The organism is Parendozoicomonas haliclonae, assembly GCF_900174585.1.
Classification (GTDB): Bacteria; Pseudomonadota; Gammaproteobacteria; order Pseudomonadales; family Endozoicomonadaceae; genus Sansalvadorimonas; species Sansalvadorimonas haliclonae.
In genome coordinates this window covers 162,628-180,267 of the sequence record NZ_FWPT01000006.1, presented here as the reverse complement: position 1 = coordinate 180,267, position 17,640 = coordinate 162,628, and the positions used below count along the sequence as shown (strand labels likewise).

Annotated in this window: 17 protein-coding genes; 9 read left to right on the top strand and 8 right to left on the bottom strand. The window is 51.2% G+C overall.

Going from position 1 to position 17,640, the window contains the following annotated elements; all coding sequences use genetic code 11:
* Positions 1 to 118 precede the first annotated feature (118 nt).
* Genes ftsX through ftsY form a run of 3 tightly spaced genes read right to left on the bottom strand, consistent with a single transcriptional unit; the run spans position 119 to position 3,290 of the window.
* Positions 119 to 1,222 (bottom strand): permease-like cell division protein FtsX, encoded by a 1,104-nt coding sequence (ftsX, locus tag EHSB41UT_RS14070; RefSeq protein WP_133060519.1) that lies wholly within the window; start codon positions 1,220 to 1,222, stop codon positions 119 to 121.
* Positions 1,219 to 1,902, bottom strand: a complete 684-nt coding sequence (gene ftsE / locus EHSB41UT_RS14065; RefSeq protein ID WP_087110916.1) for a cell division ATP-binding protein FtsE — start codon at positions 1,900 to 1,902, stop codon at positions 1,219 to 1,221. Before ftsE ends, ftsX begins: the two co-directional genes overlap by 4 nt.
* A gap of 32 nt (positions 1,903 to 1,934) precedes the next feature.
* Complete coding sequence (gene ftsY, locus EHSB41UT_RS14060) at positions 1,935 to 3,290, bottom strand: signal recognition particle-docking protein FtsY (protein ID WP_087110914.1); 1,356 nt, start codon at positions 3,288 to 3,290, stop codon at positions 1,935 to 1,937.
* 240 nt (positions 3,291 to 3,530) lie between these two features.
* Here ftsY and EHSB41UT_RS14055 point away from each other — a divergent pair, with 240 nt between their 5' ends.
* The 9 genes from EHSB41UT_RS14055 to EHSB41UT_RS14015 all read left to right on the top strand — a co-directional run bounded on the left by EHSB41UT_RS14055 (position 3,531) and on the right by EHSB41UT_RS14015 (position 12,785).
* Positions 3,531 to 4,931, top strand: coding sequence for a cation:proton antiporter (locus EHSB41UT_RS14055; RefSeq protein WP_087110912.1), 1,401 nt, complete (start codon positions 3,531 to 3,533; stop codon positions 4,929 to 4,931).
* Positions 4,932 to 5,007: 76 nt separating this feature from the next.
* On the top strand, positions 5,008 to 5,649 hold the full coding sequence (rsmD, locus tag EHSB41UT_RS14050; RefSeq protein WP_087110911.1) for a 16S rRNA (guanine(966)-N(2))-methyltransferase RsmD: 642 nt from the start codon (positions 5,008 to 5,010) through the stop codon (positions 5,647 to 5,649).
* A 24-nt stretch (positions 5,650 to 5,673) separates the two neighbouring features.
* On the top strand, positions 5,674 to 6,711 hold the full coding sequence (locus EHSB41UT_RS14045) for a hydrolase (RefSeq protein ID WP_087110909.1): 1,038 nt from the start codon (positions 5,674 to 5,676) through the stop codon (positions 6,709 to 6,711).
* A 121-nt stretch (positions 6,712 to 6,832) separates the two neighbouring features.
* Positions 6,833 to 8,311, top strand: coding sequence for a coniferyl aldehyde dehydrogenase (locus tag EHSB41UT_RS14040; protein ID WP_242667314.1), 1,479 nt, complete (start codon positions 6,833 to 6,835; stop codon positions 8,309 to 8,311).
* A gap of 151 nt (positions 8,312 to 8,462) precedes the next feature.
* A complete protein-coding gene (locus EHSB41UT_RS14035) occupies positions 8,463 to 9,056 on the top strand; it encodes a hypothetical protein (protein WP_087110907.1) in 594 nt (197 codons plus the stop codon).
* Positions 9,057 to 9,087: 31 nt separating this feature from the next.
* Positions 9,088 to 10,698: a GMC family oxidoreductase gene (locus EHSB41UT_RS14030; RefSeq protein ID WP_087110905.1), complete on the top strand. Its 1,611-nt coding sequence runs from the start codon at positions 9,088 to 9,090 to the stop codon at positions 10,696 to 10,698.
* A 107-nt stretch (positions 10,699 to 10,805) separates the two neighbouring features.
* A complete protein-coding gene (coaD, locus tag EHSB41UT_RS14025; protein ID WP_087110903.1) occupies positions 10,806 to 11,330 on the top strand; it encodes a pantetheine-phosphate adenylyltransferase in 525 nt (174 codons plus the stop codon).
* A gap of 34 nt (positions 11,331 to 11,364) precedes the next feature.
* A complete protein-coding gene (locus EHSB41UT_RS14020) occupies positions 11,365 to 11,616 on the top strand; it encodes a YfhL family 4Fe-4S dicluster ferredoxin (RefSeq protein ID WP_087110901.1) in 252 nt (83 codons plus the stop codon).
* Positions 11,617 to 11,717: 101 nt separating this feature from the next.
* Complete coding sequence (locus EHSB41UT_RS14015; RefSeq protein WP_087110899.1) at positions 11,718 to 12,785, top strand: hypothetical protein; 1,068 nt, start codon at positions 11,718 to 11,720, stop codon at positions 12,783 to 12,785.
* A 6-nt stretch (positions 12,786 to 12,791) separates the two neighbouring features.
* Here EHSB41UT_RS14015 and EHSB41UT_RS14010 read toward each other — a convergent pair whose 3' ends face one another.
* The 5 genes from EHSB41UT_RS14010 to EHSB41UT_RS13990 all read right to left on the bottom strand — a co-directional run bounded on the left by EHSB41UT_RS14010 (position 12,792) and on the right by EHSB41UT_RS13990 (position 17,557).
* The gene (locus tag EHSB41UT_RS14010; RefSeq protein ID WP_087110897.1) at positions 12,792 to 13,013 is read right to left on the bottom strand and encodes a DUF2835 family protein; all 222 of its coding nucleotides are present in this window, start codon (positions 13,011 to 13,013) and stop codon (positions 12,792 to 12,794) included.
* A gap of 84 nt (positions 13,014 to 13,097) precedes the next feature.
* Positions 13,098 to 14,135, bottom strand: coding sequence for a hypothetical protein (locus tag EHSB41UT_RS14005; protein ID WP_087110895.1), 1,038 nt, complete (start codon positions 14,133 to 14,135; stop codon positions 13,098 to 13,100).
* A 49-nt stretch (positions 14,136 to 14,184) separates the two neighbouring features.
* Positions 14,185 to 15,564 carry an ATP-dependent RNA helicase DbpA gene (gene dbpA / locus EHSB41UT_RS14000; RefSeq protein ID WP_087110893.1) on the bottom strand — a complete coding sequence of 460 codons (1,380 nt, stop codon included), beginning with the start codon at positions 15,562 to 15,564 and terminating at the stop codon, positions 14,185 to 14,187.
* A gap of 129 nt (positions 15,565 to 15,693) precedes the next feature.
* The gene (locus EHSB41UT_RS13995) at positions 15,694 to 16,563 is read right to left on the bottom strand and encodes a nucleotidyl transferase AbiEii/AbiGii toxin family protein (RefSeq protein WP_165767266.1); all 870 of its coding nucleotides are present in this window, start codon (positions 16,561 to 16,563) and stop codon (positions 15,694 to 15,696) included.
* Positions 16,544 to 17,557, bottom strand: coding sequence for a type IV toxin-antitoxin system AbiEi family antitoxin (locus EHSB41UT_RS13990; protein WP_087110889.1), 1,014 nt, complete (start codon positions 17,555 to 17,557; stop codon positions 16,544 to 16,546). Before EHSB41UT_RS13990 ends, EHSB41UT_RS13995 begins: the two co-directional genes overlap by 20 nt.
* Positions 17,558 to 17,640: the final 83 nt, after the last annotated feature.

The window sequence follows — 17,640 nt, the reverse complement described above, 5'->3', positions numbered from 1 at the left end:
AGCAAAGACTCAAAGAAAGGCCTGCGGTTCCTTCAAAAACGGAAACACTGTGTAACGTCTTGTCAGAAAGAATAAAAACAAGGCGTGTCCGCAGGCTGGCCCACGGACAGATCAGACTTCAGGGGTCAATATCCCGCAGCTGCCGCCAGCTGGAGAGAAGAGCGCCACTCACGCCCATAAACGCACCACCGCCAATGAGCAGCAGGGTCATATTCAAACCGGGGAATTCGGGTCTGAACGTACTCTGATAAAGCGTTGCCAGATCAGAAGCTGGACCCGATACCGCAAGCCACAGGCAGGCCACAATCAACCAGCACAGCACGCCACCGGCAAGGCCGTACCAAAAACCACTGTAGAGAAACGGCAGTAACACAAAGCCATCAGAGCCACCCACCAGCTTGATCACCCGGATTTCATCCCGGCGATTTACAACCAGCAAACGAATGGTGTTGCCGACCACCAACAGGACGGCCAAACAGATCAGTACAGAGAGTCCGGTCAGAATACGGTCACCCAGGGTGACAATGGCATTCAGCTTTTTCAGCCACTCACTGTCTACACGCAACTCTGCAACGCCATCCACACGCTTAAGCCGGTTTTGAAGATTGCTTACCGCAAGAGGGGAAGAGTCACTGGCTTCAACTTCTATCACCCCCGGCAAAGGGTTGCTGTCGAGCAGCCGTAAGGCATCACCCAGGCCGGAATACTTTTCAAATTCCGCCAGCCCCTGAGTCGGTGAAATATAAACAGCCGCCGCAATCCCGGAATCCTTCAGCAAATCTTCACGCATACGTCGTGCGTCCTTCTCACTGACCTGATTTTCCAGGTACAGAGAGATGCGGGCACTGGTGACATTGCTGTTGCCCGCAACTGTCTTGAGGTTCTCCAGAGTCAGAGACAGTGCAGCGGGCAGTGCCAGTGCAATTCCCAATACCAGCACGGTCATTAAGCTCGCCGCCGGAGTCGCCAGCAAACGTTGCAGAGACTCACGCCCAAACTGCCGGTGAAGACGCCAAAGATTGGACCAGCGTCCGGCCTCTGAAACCTTGCCGTTCTTGGCTGCGCCCTTGCGAGGAGCCTCGGCTTTTTTACCCTGACTCTTTGAGGATGTTCTGGCTGCTGCCGCATCAACATGTGGTGTCTTACGCCAGGTTGTTACAGCACTCTTCTTGCCTTCCCGGCCCATCTCGTTACGGCGAGGTCCTGTTCTGTCCTGACTCACTCGACCGCCTCCCCGGTGGTTGCTCCGGCAGTGACCAGACGTCCACGCTCCAGTCGAATAGTCCGGTGACCCATACGCTGCACCAGATCCAGATCGTGAGTCGCGATCAAAACCGTTACACCGGCCTGATTGAAGTGCTCAAAGCGCTTCATAATATCGGCAGAGAGATCAGGGTCGAGGTTACCGGTCGGTTCGTCCGCCAGCAAAACAGCCGGGCGATTAACCAGAGCACGGGCAATACCCACACGCTGACGTTCACCTCCGGAAAGAGAAAGTGGATTCAGTTTTTCTCGATCAAGCAGACCAACCATATCCAGAGCTGCCCGCACCCGACGACCAATGTCGTCAAAATCAAAGCCCGCCACCATCAATGGAATGGCAACATTGTCGAAAACAGAACGATCAAAAAGCAGCTGGTGATCCTGAAAGACGACACCAATATTACGACGCAGGGCTGGAATCTGTCCGCGTCGCAGTTGGGATAGCCGATAGCCACCCACCTGAACCTGACCATTGCTGGGACGATCCATCAGCATAATCAGCTTCAGAAGGGTACTTTTTCCGGCACCGGAGTGCCCGGTCAGGAAAGCCATTTCCCCCCGGGCCATATGCAGATTGATATTTTCCAGACCAACATGACCGTTGGGGAAACGCTTGCTGACATTCTCGAAAATAATCATCGGCTACTCCCTGCCCAATGCCTTAGTCCTGCTTACACGTCCAGGTCAGCAAACAAGGCATCAACAAACTCTTTGGCGTTGAATGGCCGCAGGTCTGTAATTTGTTCGCCTACACCCAGGAAGCGGATTGGCAATTGCATCTGTTGCGACAGAGCAAAGGTCACACCACCTTTGGCGGTTCCGTCCAGCTTGGTTAACGCCATACCGGTCAGGCCAACAGCCTCATCAAACAGACGCGCCTGGTTCAGAGCGTTCTGACCGGTACCGGCATCCACAACCAGCAGTACTTCGTGCGGCGCTTCCGGATCAATCTTGCCCAGAACCCGCTTAACCTTTTTCAGCTCTTCCATCAGGTTGTCTTTGTTATGGAGACGACCTGCGGTATCGGCAATCAGGATATCTGCGTCACGAGCCTTGGCGGCCTGCAAAGCATCAAACAGAACCGATGCACTGTCGGCGCCGGTATGCTGGGCAATAACCGGAATATTGTTGCGCTCACCCCACACCTGCAGCTGCTCAACGGCTGCCGCTCGGAAGGTATCACCGGCTGCCAGCATGACTTTCTTGCCTTCCATCTGAAACTGGCGGGCCATCTTGCCGATAGTGGTGGTCTTGCCAACACCGTTAACGCCAACAACCAGAATTACGTAAGGCTTCTTGCTGGTATCGATAACCAGAGGTTTGTCTGCCGGCTCAAGAATCTTGCTGAGTTCATCCTTCAGCGCGTTAACCAGCGCATCCGCATCATCCAGCTCTTTGTAGGCCACACGCTTGGTCAGGCCATCGATGATCCGGCGGGTTGCTTCCATACCGACATCGGAAACCAGCAGCTGGGTTTCCAGCTCTTCCAGCAGATCATCATCGATCTCTTTCTTACCGATAAAGAGCGTGGTGACGCCCTCGACCAGAGACGCGCGAGTTTTGGAGAGACCGGACTTCATCCGGGCAAAGAAACCACCTGAGCTCTCAGCCTTGGCCTCAGGAGCCGGCTCTTCTCTCACCGGCTCAGGCTGAACAGCAGGCGCTACAACCTGTGGAGCAACCGGCTCTGCCACGGTTTCAACAACCGCTTCAACGGCAACAGGCTGCTCTGCTTCAACAACAGGTTCTGCCGCTGGCTGTTCCTGTGTGAGTTGTTCCTGAGCTGGCTCAACAGTGATTTCTGCTGTTTCGACCGGCTGTTCAACGACAACCTCTTCTACTGCCTTTTCAACCACAGCCGGCTGTTCTGCAACCACTGGTTCGGCTACCGGCACTTCAGCAGTATCAACAGCGGCTTCAGCAGGTGCTTCTGTTACGTTCGGGGTAACCTCTTCGGATTTACGTCCCCAGGGCCAGAATTTGCGCTTTGCGCCACCCTGTTTATCGTCTTTTTTGGAACCAAACATCGTATTCGCTAATTCCGGAATCCCAGCGAGAATGCGGGGTTAATAAGCCCGCAATATTAACACCATACGACAGTACTGACAGCCGGAAACCCGTGATATGAGAGAAAACAACAGAAATATTTGCGGGAAGCTGCAACACAAACACTTCGCAGCAGGAAATCGTGAACTTTGAAATTACTGAACTAACCTTGAGCCATCATTGCGCAATGGTTTGATAGCTGCCTGTAGCTGTTTGATGGCATGAAGGACACATTAAAATCCCGAGCTGTAGTTGCTGCATGCTCGCTGTTGCTGTTTGTATTTTCTGCCTCAATACCTGCACTGGTCTGGGGAAAGGCAACCCTTCCTCTGCCACTTGTTGAGCTGGGTTCCATAGCGCCCCCCGTTATGACGCTGTGCGCAATGTTGCTATTGGCTTCCATTGCCACCATGGCTCTGCAGCATTACCGATTCCCCTATACGATCGGGCTGGTCATTGCCGGGTTGGTAATCGGTGTGCTGGCCGATTACATTGCGCCCTCAAGTTCCTTTGAAGTGTCTGCAATTCGTAACCATATTACCCTAAGCCATGACCTGATTCTTTATGTGCTGCTCCCGCCTCTGGTTTATGAGGCCAGTCTTTCCATCGATATCCGTCTGCTGAAACGCAACCTGGTTCCCATCATGATTCTGGCGGTTGTCGGGCTGTTGATATCCACCTTTATCGTGGGTGGGCTGGTGAGCTGGCTGACGCCTCTAGTACTGATGCCGGCGTTGGTTTTTGGTGCCCTGATATCCGCCACCGACCCGGTAGCCGTTATCGCACTGTTTAAAGAACTGAATGCGCCTGAGCGGCTGTCTGTTTTGATGGATGGTGAAAGCCTGTTTAACGATGCTACGGCGATTGTGATGTTTCAGGTGATGATGGGGCTGATCGCTATTCCCATTATCACCAACACAACGGTTCTTGATGCCATCTGGGATTTTATTCTGATCTTCTTTGGCGGAATCCTGGTGGGTGCTCTGGTCGGACTGGTTACCTCCTGGATCGCCAGCCTCCAACCCAATGATCGCAATGTGCAGATTACCCTTTCCGTTGCAGCGGCCTGGGGCAGCTTTGTGCTGGCGGATCATTACTGCGGCCTTTCTGGTGTGATGTCCTGTGTGGCCTCCGGACTGGTGTGTGGTTACTACGCCCGTACCCGGCTGGGCATGCGCACACTGCTGTTTGCCCATCGTTGGTGGTCCTATGCCACTTTCCTGGCCAACACCTATGTATTCCTGCTTTTGGGCTTGAAAGAAGAACTACTGCTCCGGGGGGAAGTCACTCCATCCGCAGGCTCATTGCTGATTGCCATAGTCGCTGTGCTGCTGGCACGACTGATTGTTATCTATCTGCTGGTACCGGGTTATAACCTTGGTGTACGTCAGTTCAGCCGCAAGAAAAAATATATCAGCTCAAAGTATCAGGTCATTATGTTCTGGGGAGGACTGCGGGGCGCAGTCCCTATGGCTTTGGTGCTTTCACTGCCGGCAGACTTCCCTCAACGCGGACTGATTTTCAATATGACGCTGGCCGTGATTCTCTGGACGCTGCTGATTCAGGGCACCACTATGAAGCCGCTGCTGAACAAGTTACTGCCGAAAACGGCTCATCATTAATGTTAATGATGCTTCGGCCTTATCCTTGGGTGTGGCTGTGATAAAATGGGATTTTTCCTGTTTTCGCTGATTCTCCATGCCTCCACGCCGCAGACCTTCACATCCCCAACGTTCCAGCCAGCAGCCTTCATCCGGTAAACATACCGGCGCAGGGAAGCTACGCATTATTGGTGGCGAATGGCGAAGCCGGCAACTGCCTGTTGCCAACCTCGAAGGCCTGCGACCAACGCCAGACCGTATTCGTGAAACCCTGTTCAACTGGCTGACTGGCTGGGTGGCAGGCGCACGCTGTCTGGATGGTTTTGCCGGTACCGGCGCTATCGGACTGGAGTGTCTGTCCCGCGGTGCCAGTCAGGCCACCTTTCTTGAGTACTCACCTGTCGCCGCCAAGCTGTTAAAGGAAAATCTGGCCACGCTGAAATGCTCCTCCGGTGAGGTTGTGAACACCGATGCACTCAAGTGGCTTGAACAGAAACCGGCCCAGCCCTACAACCTGATCTTTCTGGATCCACCCTTTCATAAAGGTATGGTTGCCCCGGTTTGTGAAAAGCTGCAGGCTAACGGCTATCTGAGCGACAACGCTCTGGTTTATATTGAGTCAGAAGTCACACTGGGCATGCCGGATGTTCCCAAGCACTGGCAGCTGTGGAAAGAGAAAAGCGCAGGTCAGGTAAGCTGTCGTCTTTTCAAAGCCAGCAAAGCCGCTCAGGAAGAATAAACAAATACGACACCCGGACGGTTCATGAACAAACCCGCAGCCACAACCTTCGCCTCGGACAAAACCTTTTCCCCGGCCCTGTGGTTGCGTGGTGCTCACCTGCAGACCATCTGGTCTCCCCTGTTTCGTAATCAGCCACTGCCAGACCGGCAAAGGGAAAGACTGATACTTCCGGATGGCGACTTTATTAATCTCGATTGGTATGGCCCGGACGCTCCGGATAAGCCTTTAATCATTCTGCTTCATGGCCTGACCGGCTGCTCACAATCCAAATATATTATTGGCCTGCAGACTGCTCTGGCCCTGCAGGGCATGCCCAGCGTGGCCATGAATTTTCGGGGCTGTGGCGGTGAGCCGAACGATCTGACCACCGGTTATCACTCAGGTATCAGCAGTGATCTTAAACTGGTTATCCAGTCTCTTAAGCAACGTTGGCCTGCACGACAGCTGATGGCCACAGGTTATTCTCTTGGGGGGAATGTCCTGCTCAAGTATCTCGGTGAAGAAGGTGAGGATAGCCAACTGAGTGCTGCGGTGGCCGTGTCTGTACCTTTTGAACTGGACCAGTGCTCGCTGCGTATTAATGAAGGCTTCTCAAAGGTTTACCGTGATCGTTTCCTGAAAGATATGGTGGCTTACATTGAAGCCAAAAAGCAGCACTTCCGCATGCAGGGCTGGTCAGACCGTTTGAACACGCTTGAGCAGTTGGGGACCCTGGATAAGCTGTCCACCTTCCACGATTACGATGATCATGTCACAGCGCCACTGCATGGTTTCCAAAGCGCAGAAGATTACTATTCACGGTGCAGCTCCCGAAACTGGCTATCGACCATCGACACACCCACTTTGATCCTGCAGTCGGCCGACGATCCGTTCCTCTATCCTCATTCGGTTCCGGAAACTTCAGAACTTAGCGCATCAACAACCCTGGAACTGACACAGGGTGGCGGGCATGTTGGCTTTATTGGTCGTAACGGCCTGCGCAATGAATACTGGCTGGAACAGCGTATCCCCCGTTTTTTTACAGGAGCAGGCCAAATAAATTTCCCAGGATGGTGCTGAACGGTCATTTCGGCCGTCAGTTGGCCATAAAGGCCATTTACATTTACCCCTTGCCCCTCTAAGTTCCTAACAATATTAATAAGAAAGGCCTCATAACAGGCAGGCTGAAGCGGAGAAAGTGATGACAGCAACGATTGAAGTTGAAGCGACTGATGTTAAGGCAAGTGGCACGGCCACAGTCACCATGGCGGAAACCTCCACCAAGGAGCAGCTGCGTGCGATGTTTGATCGCCAGAAGCGCGCCTTCCGCTCTGCGCCCATGCCTTCCCGCGAGGAACGTATCCAGAACCTGCAGCGTTTAAAGACTGTCTTGCTGGACAATCAGGATGCCATCATCGATGCCATCAGCGAAGATTTCGCCGGCCGTTCCCGGGATGAGACTCTTCTTGGTGAGCTGATGCCTATCGCACAGGACATCAACTACACCTGCAAAAAACTGAAAAAGTGGATGAAGCCCAGCAAGCGCCATGTGGGTCAGCATCTTCAGCCTGCCAAAGCGGTTGTGAACTATCAGCCTCTGGGCGTTGTGGGCATTATGGTACCTTGGAACTATCCGGTTCAGCTGGCAGTGTTGCCAATGGTTGGCGCGCTTGCAGCCGGTAACCGGGTAATGGTGAAGATGTCCGAGTTCACCCCCAAGACTGCCGAGCTGTTCGCCAAGCTGATGGAAGATCACTTCTCCGAAGAGCTGATCTCGGTTGTTACCGGTGAAGTGGATGTTGCCACCGAATTCAGCAAGCTGCCTTTTGACCATCTGCTGTTTACCGGCTCAACTCAGGTTGGTCGTATCGTTATGCGCGCTGCAGCAGAAAACCTCACGCCGGTCACCCTCGAACTGGGTGGCAAGTCTCCGGCCATCATCAGTGATGATGTTGATCTGACCGAGGCTGTTGAGCGGATCTGCTTTGGTAAATCCTTTAACGCCGGCCAGACCTGCGTTGCCCCGGATTACATTCTCTGCCCGCGCAGCAAACAGGATGCGTTTATTGAAACCTACCGCAAGGTTTTCAATACCATGTATCCCAAGCTGAACAACAATGCCGACTACACCAGCATTGTTAATGAGCGCATGCACCAGCGTCTGCAAAGTCTGGTGACGGAAGCGAAAGAAGCCGGCGCCGGTGTTCACGTGATTGGTGAGAGCGATATCAATGACGGCAGCCGTCGTATGCCGCTGCATATCATTACCGATGCGTCCGATGATCTGCGGGTTATGCAGGAAGAGATTTTCGGCCCGGTTATGCCCGTGATTCCTTACGACAATCTGAACGAAGCCCTGGACTATGTAAACGACCGTCCTCGTCCGCTGGCTCTGTATCTATTCAGCCATGAGCAAGACTGCCAGCGTCGCGTTCTGGAGCAAACCCACTCTGGTGGTGTCTGCGTCAATGAAACACTGCTGCACGTGGCTGTTGATGATATGCCGTTCGGCGGTGTTGGTCCTTCCGGCATGGGTCATTACCATGGCCATGAAGGCTTCCTGACCTTCTCCAAAGCTAAGGGCACTCTGAGCAAAGGCAAGTTCAATGCTGCCAAGTTCATGTACCCTCCTTACGGCGGTGCACTGGGCAAAATGATCTTCAAGATGTTTGTTCGCTGATCAGCTAAATTAACAACGCTGATAAATAGCAGGGCAGAAAGGACGCAAAATCGCGTCAATTCAGCCCTGCTATTTTTTTTTGTGCTTTGCCAAAGTAACCTAGTCCAAAAGTTTCACCCTATTTGTCAAACGGTGTGACGGGAAAATAATAATGAAAGATCACTACACCGCCGATGAGAACAACACGATTAACTTGGACAGACGCACATTCCTGCGTACAGGGTTAATCGGTGGTGCCATCCTCGCTACAACCTCTACAGCATTCACCTTTACTGGTCAGGCCGTAGCCAACAGCGCCAGTGGTTTCCAGTTTTTTACCCCTGACGATATTCCATTCGTCAAAGCTGTATTGCTGGCTACTCAGGAACCGGGGCTTTCACGGTCCGATGCCGGTTTTGATAAAGCTCTGGAAATCGCTCTGACTCAGTTTGACTGGCACTGCAGCCATCTTTCTACCGCTATGCAAAAGGTTCTGCGTCAGCTTCTTGATGTGGCAACGCTGCCACTGACACGCGGGCTTACGACGGGTGTCTGGCAAGACTGGGAGACTGTGGATCTGGCAACCGCTCAGACCTTTATGGAGCGTTGGAAAAACAGCCGGATTTTCCTGTTCCGCATGGCACACGCCTCGCTGGTACAGCTGTCGTCTATGGTCTGGTATGGCCAGCCGGAATCCTTCTCCGTAAGCCACTACCCAGGGCCACTGTATCCAGAGGTTCTGGTGACAGAACCGAATAACTACTGACAGAATCCAGACAACAGGCAGGATAAGAATAATGGCAATTAAAGATCTGTTTGCTGAAGGTGTTGCCAGTGGCTGGAAGGTTCACAACGCTTCACGCTTTACTGAAGACCAAACCTTTGAAACCGATGTGGTCATCATCGGCACCGGTGCCGGAGGTGGCACCACGGCGGAAATATTAAGCCAGGCCGGGCTGCGCGTACTGATGGTGGAAGAAGGTCATCTGAAGTCCTCCAATGATTTCAATATGGATGAGCGGGATGCCTACAGCACACTCTACCAGGAAGCGATTGGCCGGCAGAGCAAGGATGGGGCTATCACCATTCTTCAGGGACGGGCCGTTGGCGGCACAACCGTAATTAACTGGACCTCCAGCTTCCGCACTCCTAAACCCACACTCGATTTCTGGGAAAGCGAGTTTGACGTTAAAGGCTGCTCCGATGCCGAGATGGCAAGCTGGTTTGAAGACCGGGAAGAGCGGCTCAACGTGGAAACCTGGCAGGTTCCACCCAACCCCAACAACGCGGTTCTCCAGCGCGGCTGTGAAAAGCTGGGCCATGAATGGAAGCAGATTCCACGCAATACCAAAGGTTGCTGGAACCTTGGTTACTGTGGAACCGGCTGTCCGACTAATGCCAAGCAGTCCATGCTGGTCACCACGATCCCGGAAGCCCTGAAGAAAAATGCCGAACTGCTGTTCCTGGCCCGGGCCAATCACCTGGTTCATGACGGAGACACCATTTCCGGGCTGGTCTGTCATGCGATGGACAGCAAGTGTGTAGAACCCACCGGCAAGAAGATCTTTGTTAAGGCCAAACACTATGTGTTGTCAGGCGGTTCCATCAACAGCCCCGCCGTGTTGTTGCGTTCTTCAGCCCCAGATCCTTATCAGCTGACCGGTAAGCGCACTTTCCTGCATCCGGTGCCCATGTCTCTGGCGATCATGCCGGAGAAGGTTGATGGTTACTACGGCGCACCACAAACCATCTACAGCAACGAGTTCCTGTGGCGCGATGGTGTCAGCGGTGCCATGGGTTACAAGCTGGAAGTTCCGCCACTGCAGCCAAAACTGGCCGCAGCTCTGTTCCGGGCCAAAGGGCAGGATCTGGCTCACGATATGGATGACCTTCCCAACGCCAATGTCATGCTGGCGCTGTTGCGGGATGGCTTCCACGAGCAGAGTCAGGGCGGCAAGGTTGAGATTCGCAACGATGGCACTCCGGTTCTGGATTATGAAATCACGCCGTACATCTGGGAGGGCGCACGTCATGCCCTGCTGTCCATGGCAGAAATCCAGTTTGCCGCCGGTGCCAAATCCGTACGCCCGCATCATTACGGCGCGCCTCATTACAAAAGCTGGAAAGAGGCACAAACGGCCATAGAGTCACTTAACCTTCGGCCATACGATACTCTGATTGGCTCGGCCCATGTGATGGGCGGCTGCCCAATGGGTGAGAACAAAGAAAGAACATTGGTTAACAGCCTGGGCGAGCACCACTATCTGGAAAACCTGTCCGTTATTGACGGTTCTGTTTTCCCGACCAGCATAGGTGCCAACCCGCAACTGTCGATCTATGGTCAGGCAGTCCGGATGGCAACGCATCTGAAACAAAGACTGGGCGCTCCGGTAATATCCACCACATAATTGCGGTATAACAGTAACAGAACCACCATCTGTTTTGGTTTGGCGTAAATTTCCGGTCTTGTGTAGCGGGCTCTGGTTCGCTAGCATCGCTCGCTTTACCGGTTTTTATGTCAGCTGTACGCGAACAAGAGGAACTCAGGGCCTTGAAGAGAACAGTTATCTACCCGGGCACTTTTGATCCCATTACCCGTGGGCATTGCGATCTTGTCGAGCGAGCATCCCAGTTGTTTGAACGGGTTATTATTGCTGTTGCAGAAAGCCCGAAGAAACGTCCTCTGTTCGAGCTGGAAGAGCGCGTCAAAATGGCCGAAGATGCCACTTCCCATCTCGACAATGTGGAAGTGCAGGGTTTCAGCAATCTGCTGGCCGACTTTGCCCGTGATGTTGGCGCTGGCGTGATCCTGCGTGGTCTGCGTGCAGTTTCCGACTTTGAATATGAGTTCCAGCTGGCCAATATGAACCGCGTACTGGCACCAGACGTTGAAAGCCTCTTCCTGACTCCGTCCGAGAAGTTTTCCTACATCTCTTCAACACTGGTACGTGAAATTGCTTCACTGCAGGGCGACGTTTCCAAATTCGTAACCCCGGCCGTTGAAGAAGCTTTGACCAAAAAGTTCGGCAAGAAAGCCTGATTGGCTTTTAAGCAGATAAGTTACAGAGATAGACATGGCTCTTATTATCACTGACGACTGCATCAACTGTGATGTCTGTGAACCGGAATGCCCGAACAGTGCAATCTCTCCGGGTGAAGAAATTTACGAAATCGACCCGAACCTGTGCACTGAGTGTGTAGGCCATTACGATGAGCCACAGTGCCAGATGGTGTGTCCGGTTGACTGTATTCCAAAGGATCCGGACAACGTCGAAACCCAGGAAGAGCTGATGGAGAAGTACCAGATTATTACTGGTAACGCCTGATAGCTTCTCATACCTCCAATAAAGCCACCTTCGGGTGGCTTTATTGTTTCTGGAGCTAAGCTGATAAGTGATCACTCACGGACGGGGCAAGATCACACTTCATGTTGATGCTTTCTACATCTGAGCCTGCCACATCTCTACTTGAGAACCTGCTTGATAACTTTAGGAATCCGGACTTTCTCAAATGGTTCCGGGGTGAATTTCAGATAACCGCCCTACCTGAAACCATCCTCAGCTGTTCACTGGAAACCATTCCCGGCCATCACAGCTCCTGGCTTGGTTATCTTGATATTCAGTCATCCACTGCCAAACCTTTACGTCTGGTTTTAAAACTCAGACCGGTTGAGCAGGGTTATGCCGAAGTTCTGTTCCATCAGATCTGGCAATCAAGCGCATCAAATACGGTTGCACCTGTTTATGCTGCCGGCTTACTCACCGACTTTGATTGCTGCTTTCTGTTAATGCCGGATAACACCGAGACCCATCATTTACCCTGTGATATCAATGATACGTTTACTGGTTTTCAACCTGACAAGGATCTTCAGCACGCAATCATCAAGACCTTGGCTGAGTTTCACAATGAGGCTGCAGAGCTTTTAAAAGACGAAGAACTTAAAGAACAAATCACCGGGCTGGGCTTTGGGCGCTACCGAGATCACACATTGCCGCTGCTTGAATCCATTACCTATAGCTCGTATCTGGTTAACAGCTTTCCCGATGATCTGCTTTCACCGTCCCACAAGCATCAGATCAAAGAACGATTGCTGGATGCCGTATATTTTTGGAATGCCACACTTCGCCCACGCTTTAAATACTTCAAGAATATAACAATCAGCCATAGTGACTGCTTACTTCATCACTTCTGGCTACCTGACGACAAAAGCCAAAGACCGCAGCTTTTTGATTTTGACCAGGCGACCATTCACTCACCGGTATGGGATCTCGTCACCTTGCTCTCGACAGGCAACTTCACCGATATTGATGCCAGCCTTGATGGCTACAGAGAACATTCCTTTCTGAAGTACTCAGAGGATGAACTGCGTGAGGAGTTTGAGGCTTTGGCGCTTTGCCAGATTTACACTGTGCTGGCGGAGAGGGAGAGAGGCGCTGGAGAGTTGTTATGGCGCACAAGACTTGTACGCCTGCTTCGACTTGTCAGTCTGCACTAACTTACACTAACCAACCTTGCGGATACCCTTAAACTTGCCACTGCTGTCGTAGCTGATTTCAAAACGTCCGTGAATGCCATGATGGCTGACGAACTGGGCAATAATGTCGAAGGGCAGGCTGATACTGGTGCCATCCTCGGATACGGCCCGTACGCGCTCCTTCTGCCTTTTATAGAACATCAGAACCTGTTCGGAGTTCAGACTGATAGTAACTACTGATTTACGCATATTTCAGCATCCCTGCTTTATTACTTCCCCATTATCCATAAGCATAGAAAAGATCAGAGCTTTTTTTACCCACTGAATTTGTGGTTATTTGGGAGAATTTAACGACTGAATGGGAGAACCAGCCGGCGAACTCGCAGGCGACGATACGCCCGACGTATTGGCCGATTCAACCGCCCCATTATTGAGTTTCACTCTCTTTGCTGGCGGTATTGGAAGTTCGGAGTTGAAACTGGAACCTGTACTGGGGCGAGATACATAGACTTGGTCTTGGTCTTGGTCTTTCTGTAAGGGTACAGCCTCTGGAGAATCCGGTTCCGGCGAACTCGCACTCTCTGAAGTGCTGACATGATCAGTCAGGGCTTCCTCGCCATCAGATTCATTACCCTTATCCATTTCTGCGACTAACTGCAAATCCATTGAAGAAAGCGCCAGAGATTTCTTTCCGCCTCCAGGGAGATCGGTGTTCTCAAGAATGGAAATGCCATGAACAGAGTCGTCCAGAATGACAACTTCTATCTCTAAAGACACTTCATTCTTATCTTTCCCGAAAAAAATCATCTTTTTTAAGGGTTTGTCTTCATCATCTCCGATTTTAACCTGATTCACTATAGAGCCACGAAACTCAAACCGGGCTTCAGCAATAGAGCCAAGCACCGGATCGTCGGCCTGAGCTAAAAACGGTTTATTATGCTCTTCGCCATCATCAGTCTTACGTTCATGAAGAGCCAGTGCATAGGCAATCAATTCCGTCCAACTGAACTCTGGCTCATCTTTTTCTTCTATCCCGGATTCATCTTTTACTTTGGATTCATCATCAGCCTTGAAGAGGCCATTCACCAACTCCTCACGAAAGCGCGCAACCTCTTCCGTTTCGCCTTCTTTTTGATACGTGTACACACCGGATGATGGCAGCATAGTCAAAATAAGCTGTGAGCTTTCATCAACACCAGCCCATGTCACATCAAATACTCTCTTCTCGAACTCGCCCGTCATGGCTGCAGCAATTGAGGTCATGCCTGTCATAACAAGACAGGTAGCGGTGCGGGTAATAGCTGTGCGGGTAAAAATAGTGCGGGAGAGCTTCCGCCAGAACGGCAAGAATTCAGGAGAGGAGAGAGACATACTGCCAGCCTCGTATTCAGCAATGAATGGAGACTGGCAGTATAGGTTGTCAGCGTAGTTTACGAACCCGGAACTGGCGTCCCTTGATTTTGCCAGCCTGCAGCCTTTTCAGGGCTTGATTAGCAACAGTCCGGTCAACAGCGACATAGGCCGTGAAATCAAAAACGTCGATCTTGCCAACATAGCTTCCGGCGATGCCGGCATCACCGGTCAGAGCACCAAGAATATCGCCAGGGCGAACCTTGTTTTTTTTGCCGCCATCAATATTCAGCGTCACCATGGCTGGCTCGAGCACAACGGCCGCCGCATTTAGCTTCGCCAACGAACCATATTCCACAGGTTTGCGCTGATAAATTTCAATGTCATCAACCTTGTACTGCTCGCTCTCAGTGTAAAGACTGAGTGCTAGCCCCTTTTTCCCTGCACGGCCAGTACGACCGATACGGTGCACATGCACTTCGGAATCCCGGGTCACTTCATAGTTGATCACCGCCTGTAGATCTTTGATATCCAGACCACGGGCCGCCACATCGGTGGCCACCAGCACGGAGCTGCTACGATTAGCAAACTGCACCAGCACCTTGTCACGGTCACGTTGCTCCAAATCACCGTGCAGCGCGGCGGCATGGAAACCTTCACGACGCAGACGTTCTGCAACGTCTTCACAACCCACCTTGGTATTGCAGAACACCACTGTGGATTCCGGCTGGTAATGGCGCATCAGTTTGACCAGTGCGTCCAGGCGTCCTTCCTTGGTGGTCGGGTAAAAGCGTTGTTCAATTACGCTATCATCGTGATGAGATTCAACACTGACTTCCACAGGATTGTTCTGGAAAGACTTGCTGATCGCCTGAATGCCCTGTGGATAAGTTGCCGAGAACAGCAGAGTCTGCCGGTTCTTTGGTGTGGCAGCTGCAATCTCTTCAATGGCATCACGGAAACCCATATCGAGCATACGGTCCGCTTCATCCAGCACCAGCGTGGAGATATCCACAAGCGGAAGACGGCCTTTACGCATATGTTCCAGTATGCGCCCCGGGGTACCCACGATGATATGGGCACCATGTTCCAGAGAGGCAATCTGTGGACCAAATGACATACCACCGCACAGGGTCAGAATCTTGATATTGTGGGTAGCCCGGGCCAGACGGCGCAGTTCTTTACCCACCTGATCCGCAAGTTCGCGGGTTGGGCACAGCACCAGAGCCTGAATCCGGAAACGGGAGACATTCAGGCGTGACAGCAGCCCGATACCGAAGGCTGCGGTTTTCCCGCTGCCGGTTTTGGCGCGCGCCAGCAGGTCCTTACCATCCAGAATAAACGGCAGGCTTTCTGCCTGAATCGGCGTCATGGTCTTATAACCCAGTGACTCCAGGTTATCGAGCATTTCCCGCGACAGTGGCAATTTGGAAAAGGAGTGTTCAGTCATGGAGGGAGACAACGGGTAAGCTAAAGAGCGCAATCATAACAGCTTACCGCTCAGGCTTCCGAGGTTGCTTGAAAAATATAAAGATTGCATGCAAACCAAATGCTGGGGTTTTATGATATCTCCACCTTTTCACCCCTCTTCTGCTTTAGAAAGGAAGCCTTGGATAAGTAAATCAAACAATTCACCCGTATCAACCGGTTGGCTAATGCGCCTTGGACTCCGCATGTCCAGGGCAAAGTGAACTTTGTTTTTTTCATTCTCAAAAAGAGTTAATTTCAAAGCACTCACAGTTTCAGGTAGTGCAATCGCACCTGCATCCTCCCCAAGTTTCACCGCACTTGCCAGCGTTTCATCAAAGTCATATAGCTCCATATAATTTTCGGTATAAAGTGCTTCTGATATGCTCGGAATCTTGGCATAACTATCAATCAGATACCTGACATCAGATGCATCCTTGGGTCGCTTTTCAACCGCACGATCAGTCCAGGCGATAAGCTTCAAAAGACAAATACCAGCCGGAGATGCTACAGAAATAATCGACTCAGGAGACCGGCAAATGCGTACCTGCAAAGCTGCACTCAATGCTTCCGGGAAGCCCAGAACACTCATATGAAATTCGTGCTCTGGCGGCCAACTAATTTCGTGCTTTTCAGCAATATCACCAAAGGGAACAACATCAAGCTCCCACATAAGCCCATCGCTACTGACAAAACTAAAGTTATGGAGGTGCTTTCTATGCGCTACGTAACCAGATGCCAAAAGCAACTTCCGAAGATTGGAAAAATCCTCCCAACTGGAAACACTGATGGCAAAATCGACATCCCGTGTACCTCGCTCAATTGCCGCACCGAAGCCATAATGTAGTACCAGATCTCTAGCCATTGCCCCAACAACAAGCATTGAGATATTCAATGAATCCGTGTGCTTTTTAAGATCGACATATAACTCAATTAGGCCAGCATTCAACTTTCCAGATATATCAATCAAGGTACTGTTCATAGATTCTTTGGGCTGTCTCGATATTACGGAGGTCACCGGATGCCACAAGCTCTGCATAAACCAGCAAAGGAGGTACACATGTTAACTCTGTACCCAACAGGCCATTCCAGAATACATGATAGAGATCAATACGGTAATCTGGATGTTCTCCAGATTTAAGCTTACGCAGCCTTAGCCCCGACATTACATCTCGTAGTTTATTATTCTGTACAAATACGCTGATATCTTTAGGGTTTAGATAATTAGTATACCGTGCGGCCGCAACCTCTCCTCCCCACTGACCACCGAGAACCGAAAGGTTGATACCTTGAGGGTCAATAGGAATATCTGTCGTAAATGTCCCAATATAGATCTTTTTCTGCAGAGCAGGATAGGACTCTCCCCACTTACGGATTAATCTGCCTTTATTAATAAATTTCCTTTGCCCTTTCTTTAGAGTATTAAGAAAATTTTGCTCTTCAAGGTCTTCCAAAACTGCTCCAGTTGTAGCCAAAGCAACATCCGCATACGCAGCAATGTTACGATAAGGAGCATTGAGAAGTTCCTCCTTCTGCATAAGGGCAAAAACAAGCTTTAACCCTGCTGCTTTAAAAGCCTTACCTTTCAGTTCTGCTGTCTCTCTTACCTTTGCGGCTTTATATCCTTGGACATAAACAAAGCACTGCGGCTGACAAATGAAGGCATTTCCAGCAGTATCGATAAACTGGATACTGGCTAGCTTAAGTTTTTCAGCCTGAGGTGGTGGGATATAAGGCGTAATGAGAATCCCTTTTTTTGAGCCAAGCTTTTGTAGCCTCCGTATTACAGCTCCAATATTCCCCAGCACACCTTTCTTGACCTCAGCTTGCAGAGAGATATAGCCTTCCAGATATAGCTCAGTACCTATAGCGTGAGAGCTGTCTATTTCGTCAGAAGTAACCAGAGACAGACCTGTTCTTTGCCTAAAGGCAGATATCGCCTCTGTCAGTATTGTGATTTCTCTTTCATCCAGCATGATGAGCTTTCCAGTCTCTTTGTGTCTCCTATTCCAACACGCCAAAAAGTGAACAACAACAATTAATGAACAAAAACCATTAT

Bases quoted from the DNA above. Each gene is read 5' to 3' on its own strand.
- EHSB41UT_RS13990 (WP_087110889.1), bottom strand. From the start codon at position 17,557: ATGCTGGATGAAAGAGAAATCACAATACTGACAGAGGCGATATCTGCC.
- ftsY (WP_087110914.1), bottom strand. From the start codon at position 3,290: ATGTTTGGTTCCAAAAAAGACGATAAACAGGGTGGCGCAAAGCGCAAA.
- EHSB41UT_RS14035 (WP_087110907.1), top strand. From the start codon at position 8,463: ATGAAAGATCACTACACCGCCGATGAGAACAACACGATTAACTTGGAC.
- EHSB41UT_RS14020 (WP_087110901.1), top strand. From the start codon at position 11,365: ATGGCTCTTATTATCACTGACGACTGCATCAACTGTGATGTCTGTGAA.
- EHSB41UT_RS14015 (WP_087110899.1), top strand. From the start codon at position 11,718: ATGTTGATGCTTTCTACATCTGAGCCTGCCACATCTCTACTTGAGAAC.
- ftsE (WP_087110916.1), bottom strand. From the start codon at position 1,902: ATGATTATTTTCGAGAATGTCAGCAAGCGTTTCCCCAACGGTCATGTT.
- EHSB41UT_RS14005 (WP_087110895.1), bottom strand. From the start codon at position 14,135: ATGTCTCTCTCCTCTCCTGAATTCTTGCCGTTCTGGCGGAAGCTCTCC.
- rsmD (WP_087110911.1), top strand. From the start codon at position 5,008: ATGCCTCCACGCCGCAGACCTTCACATCCCCAACGTTCCAGCCAGCAG.
- EHSB41UT_RS14040 (WP_242667314.1), top strand. From the start codon at position 6,833: ATGACAGCAACGATTGAAGTTGAAGCGACTGATGTTAAGGCAAGTGGC.
- EHSB41UT_RS14030 (WP_087110905.1), top strand. From the start codon at position 9,088: ATGGCAATTAAAGATCTGTTTGCTGAAGGTGTTGCCAGTGGCTGGAAG.
- coaD (WP_087110903.1), top strand. From the start codon at position 10,806: ATGTCAGCTGTACGCGAACAAGAGGAACTCAGGGCCTTGAAGAGAACA.
- dbpA (WP_087110893.1), bottom strand. From the start codon at position 15,564: ATGACTGAACACTCCTTTTCCAAATTGCCACTGTCGCGGGAAATGCTC.
- EHSB41UT_RS14045 (WP_087110909.1), top strand. From the start codon at position 5,674: ATGAACAAACCCGCAGCCACAACCTTCGCCTCGGACAAAACCTTTTCC.
- EHSB41UT_RS14055 (WP_087110912.1), top strand. From the start codon at position 3,531: ATGAAGGACACATTAAAATCCCGAGCTGTAGTTGCTGCATGCTCGCTG.
- EHSB41UT_RS13995 (WP_165767266.1), bottom strand. From the start codon at position 16,563: ATGAACAGTACCTTGATTGATATATCTGGAAAGTTGAATGCTGGCCTA.
- EHSB41UT_RS14010 (WP_087110897.1), bottom strand. From the start codon at position 13,013: ATGCGTAAATCAGTAGTTACTATCAGTCTGAACTCCGAACAGGTTCTG.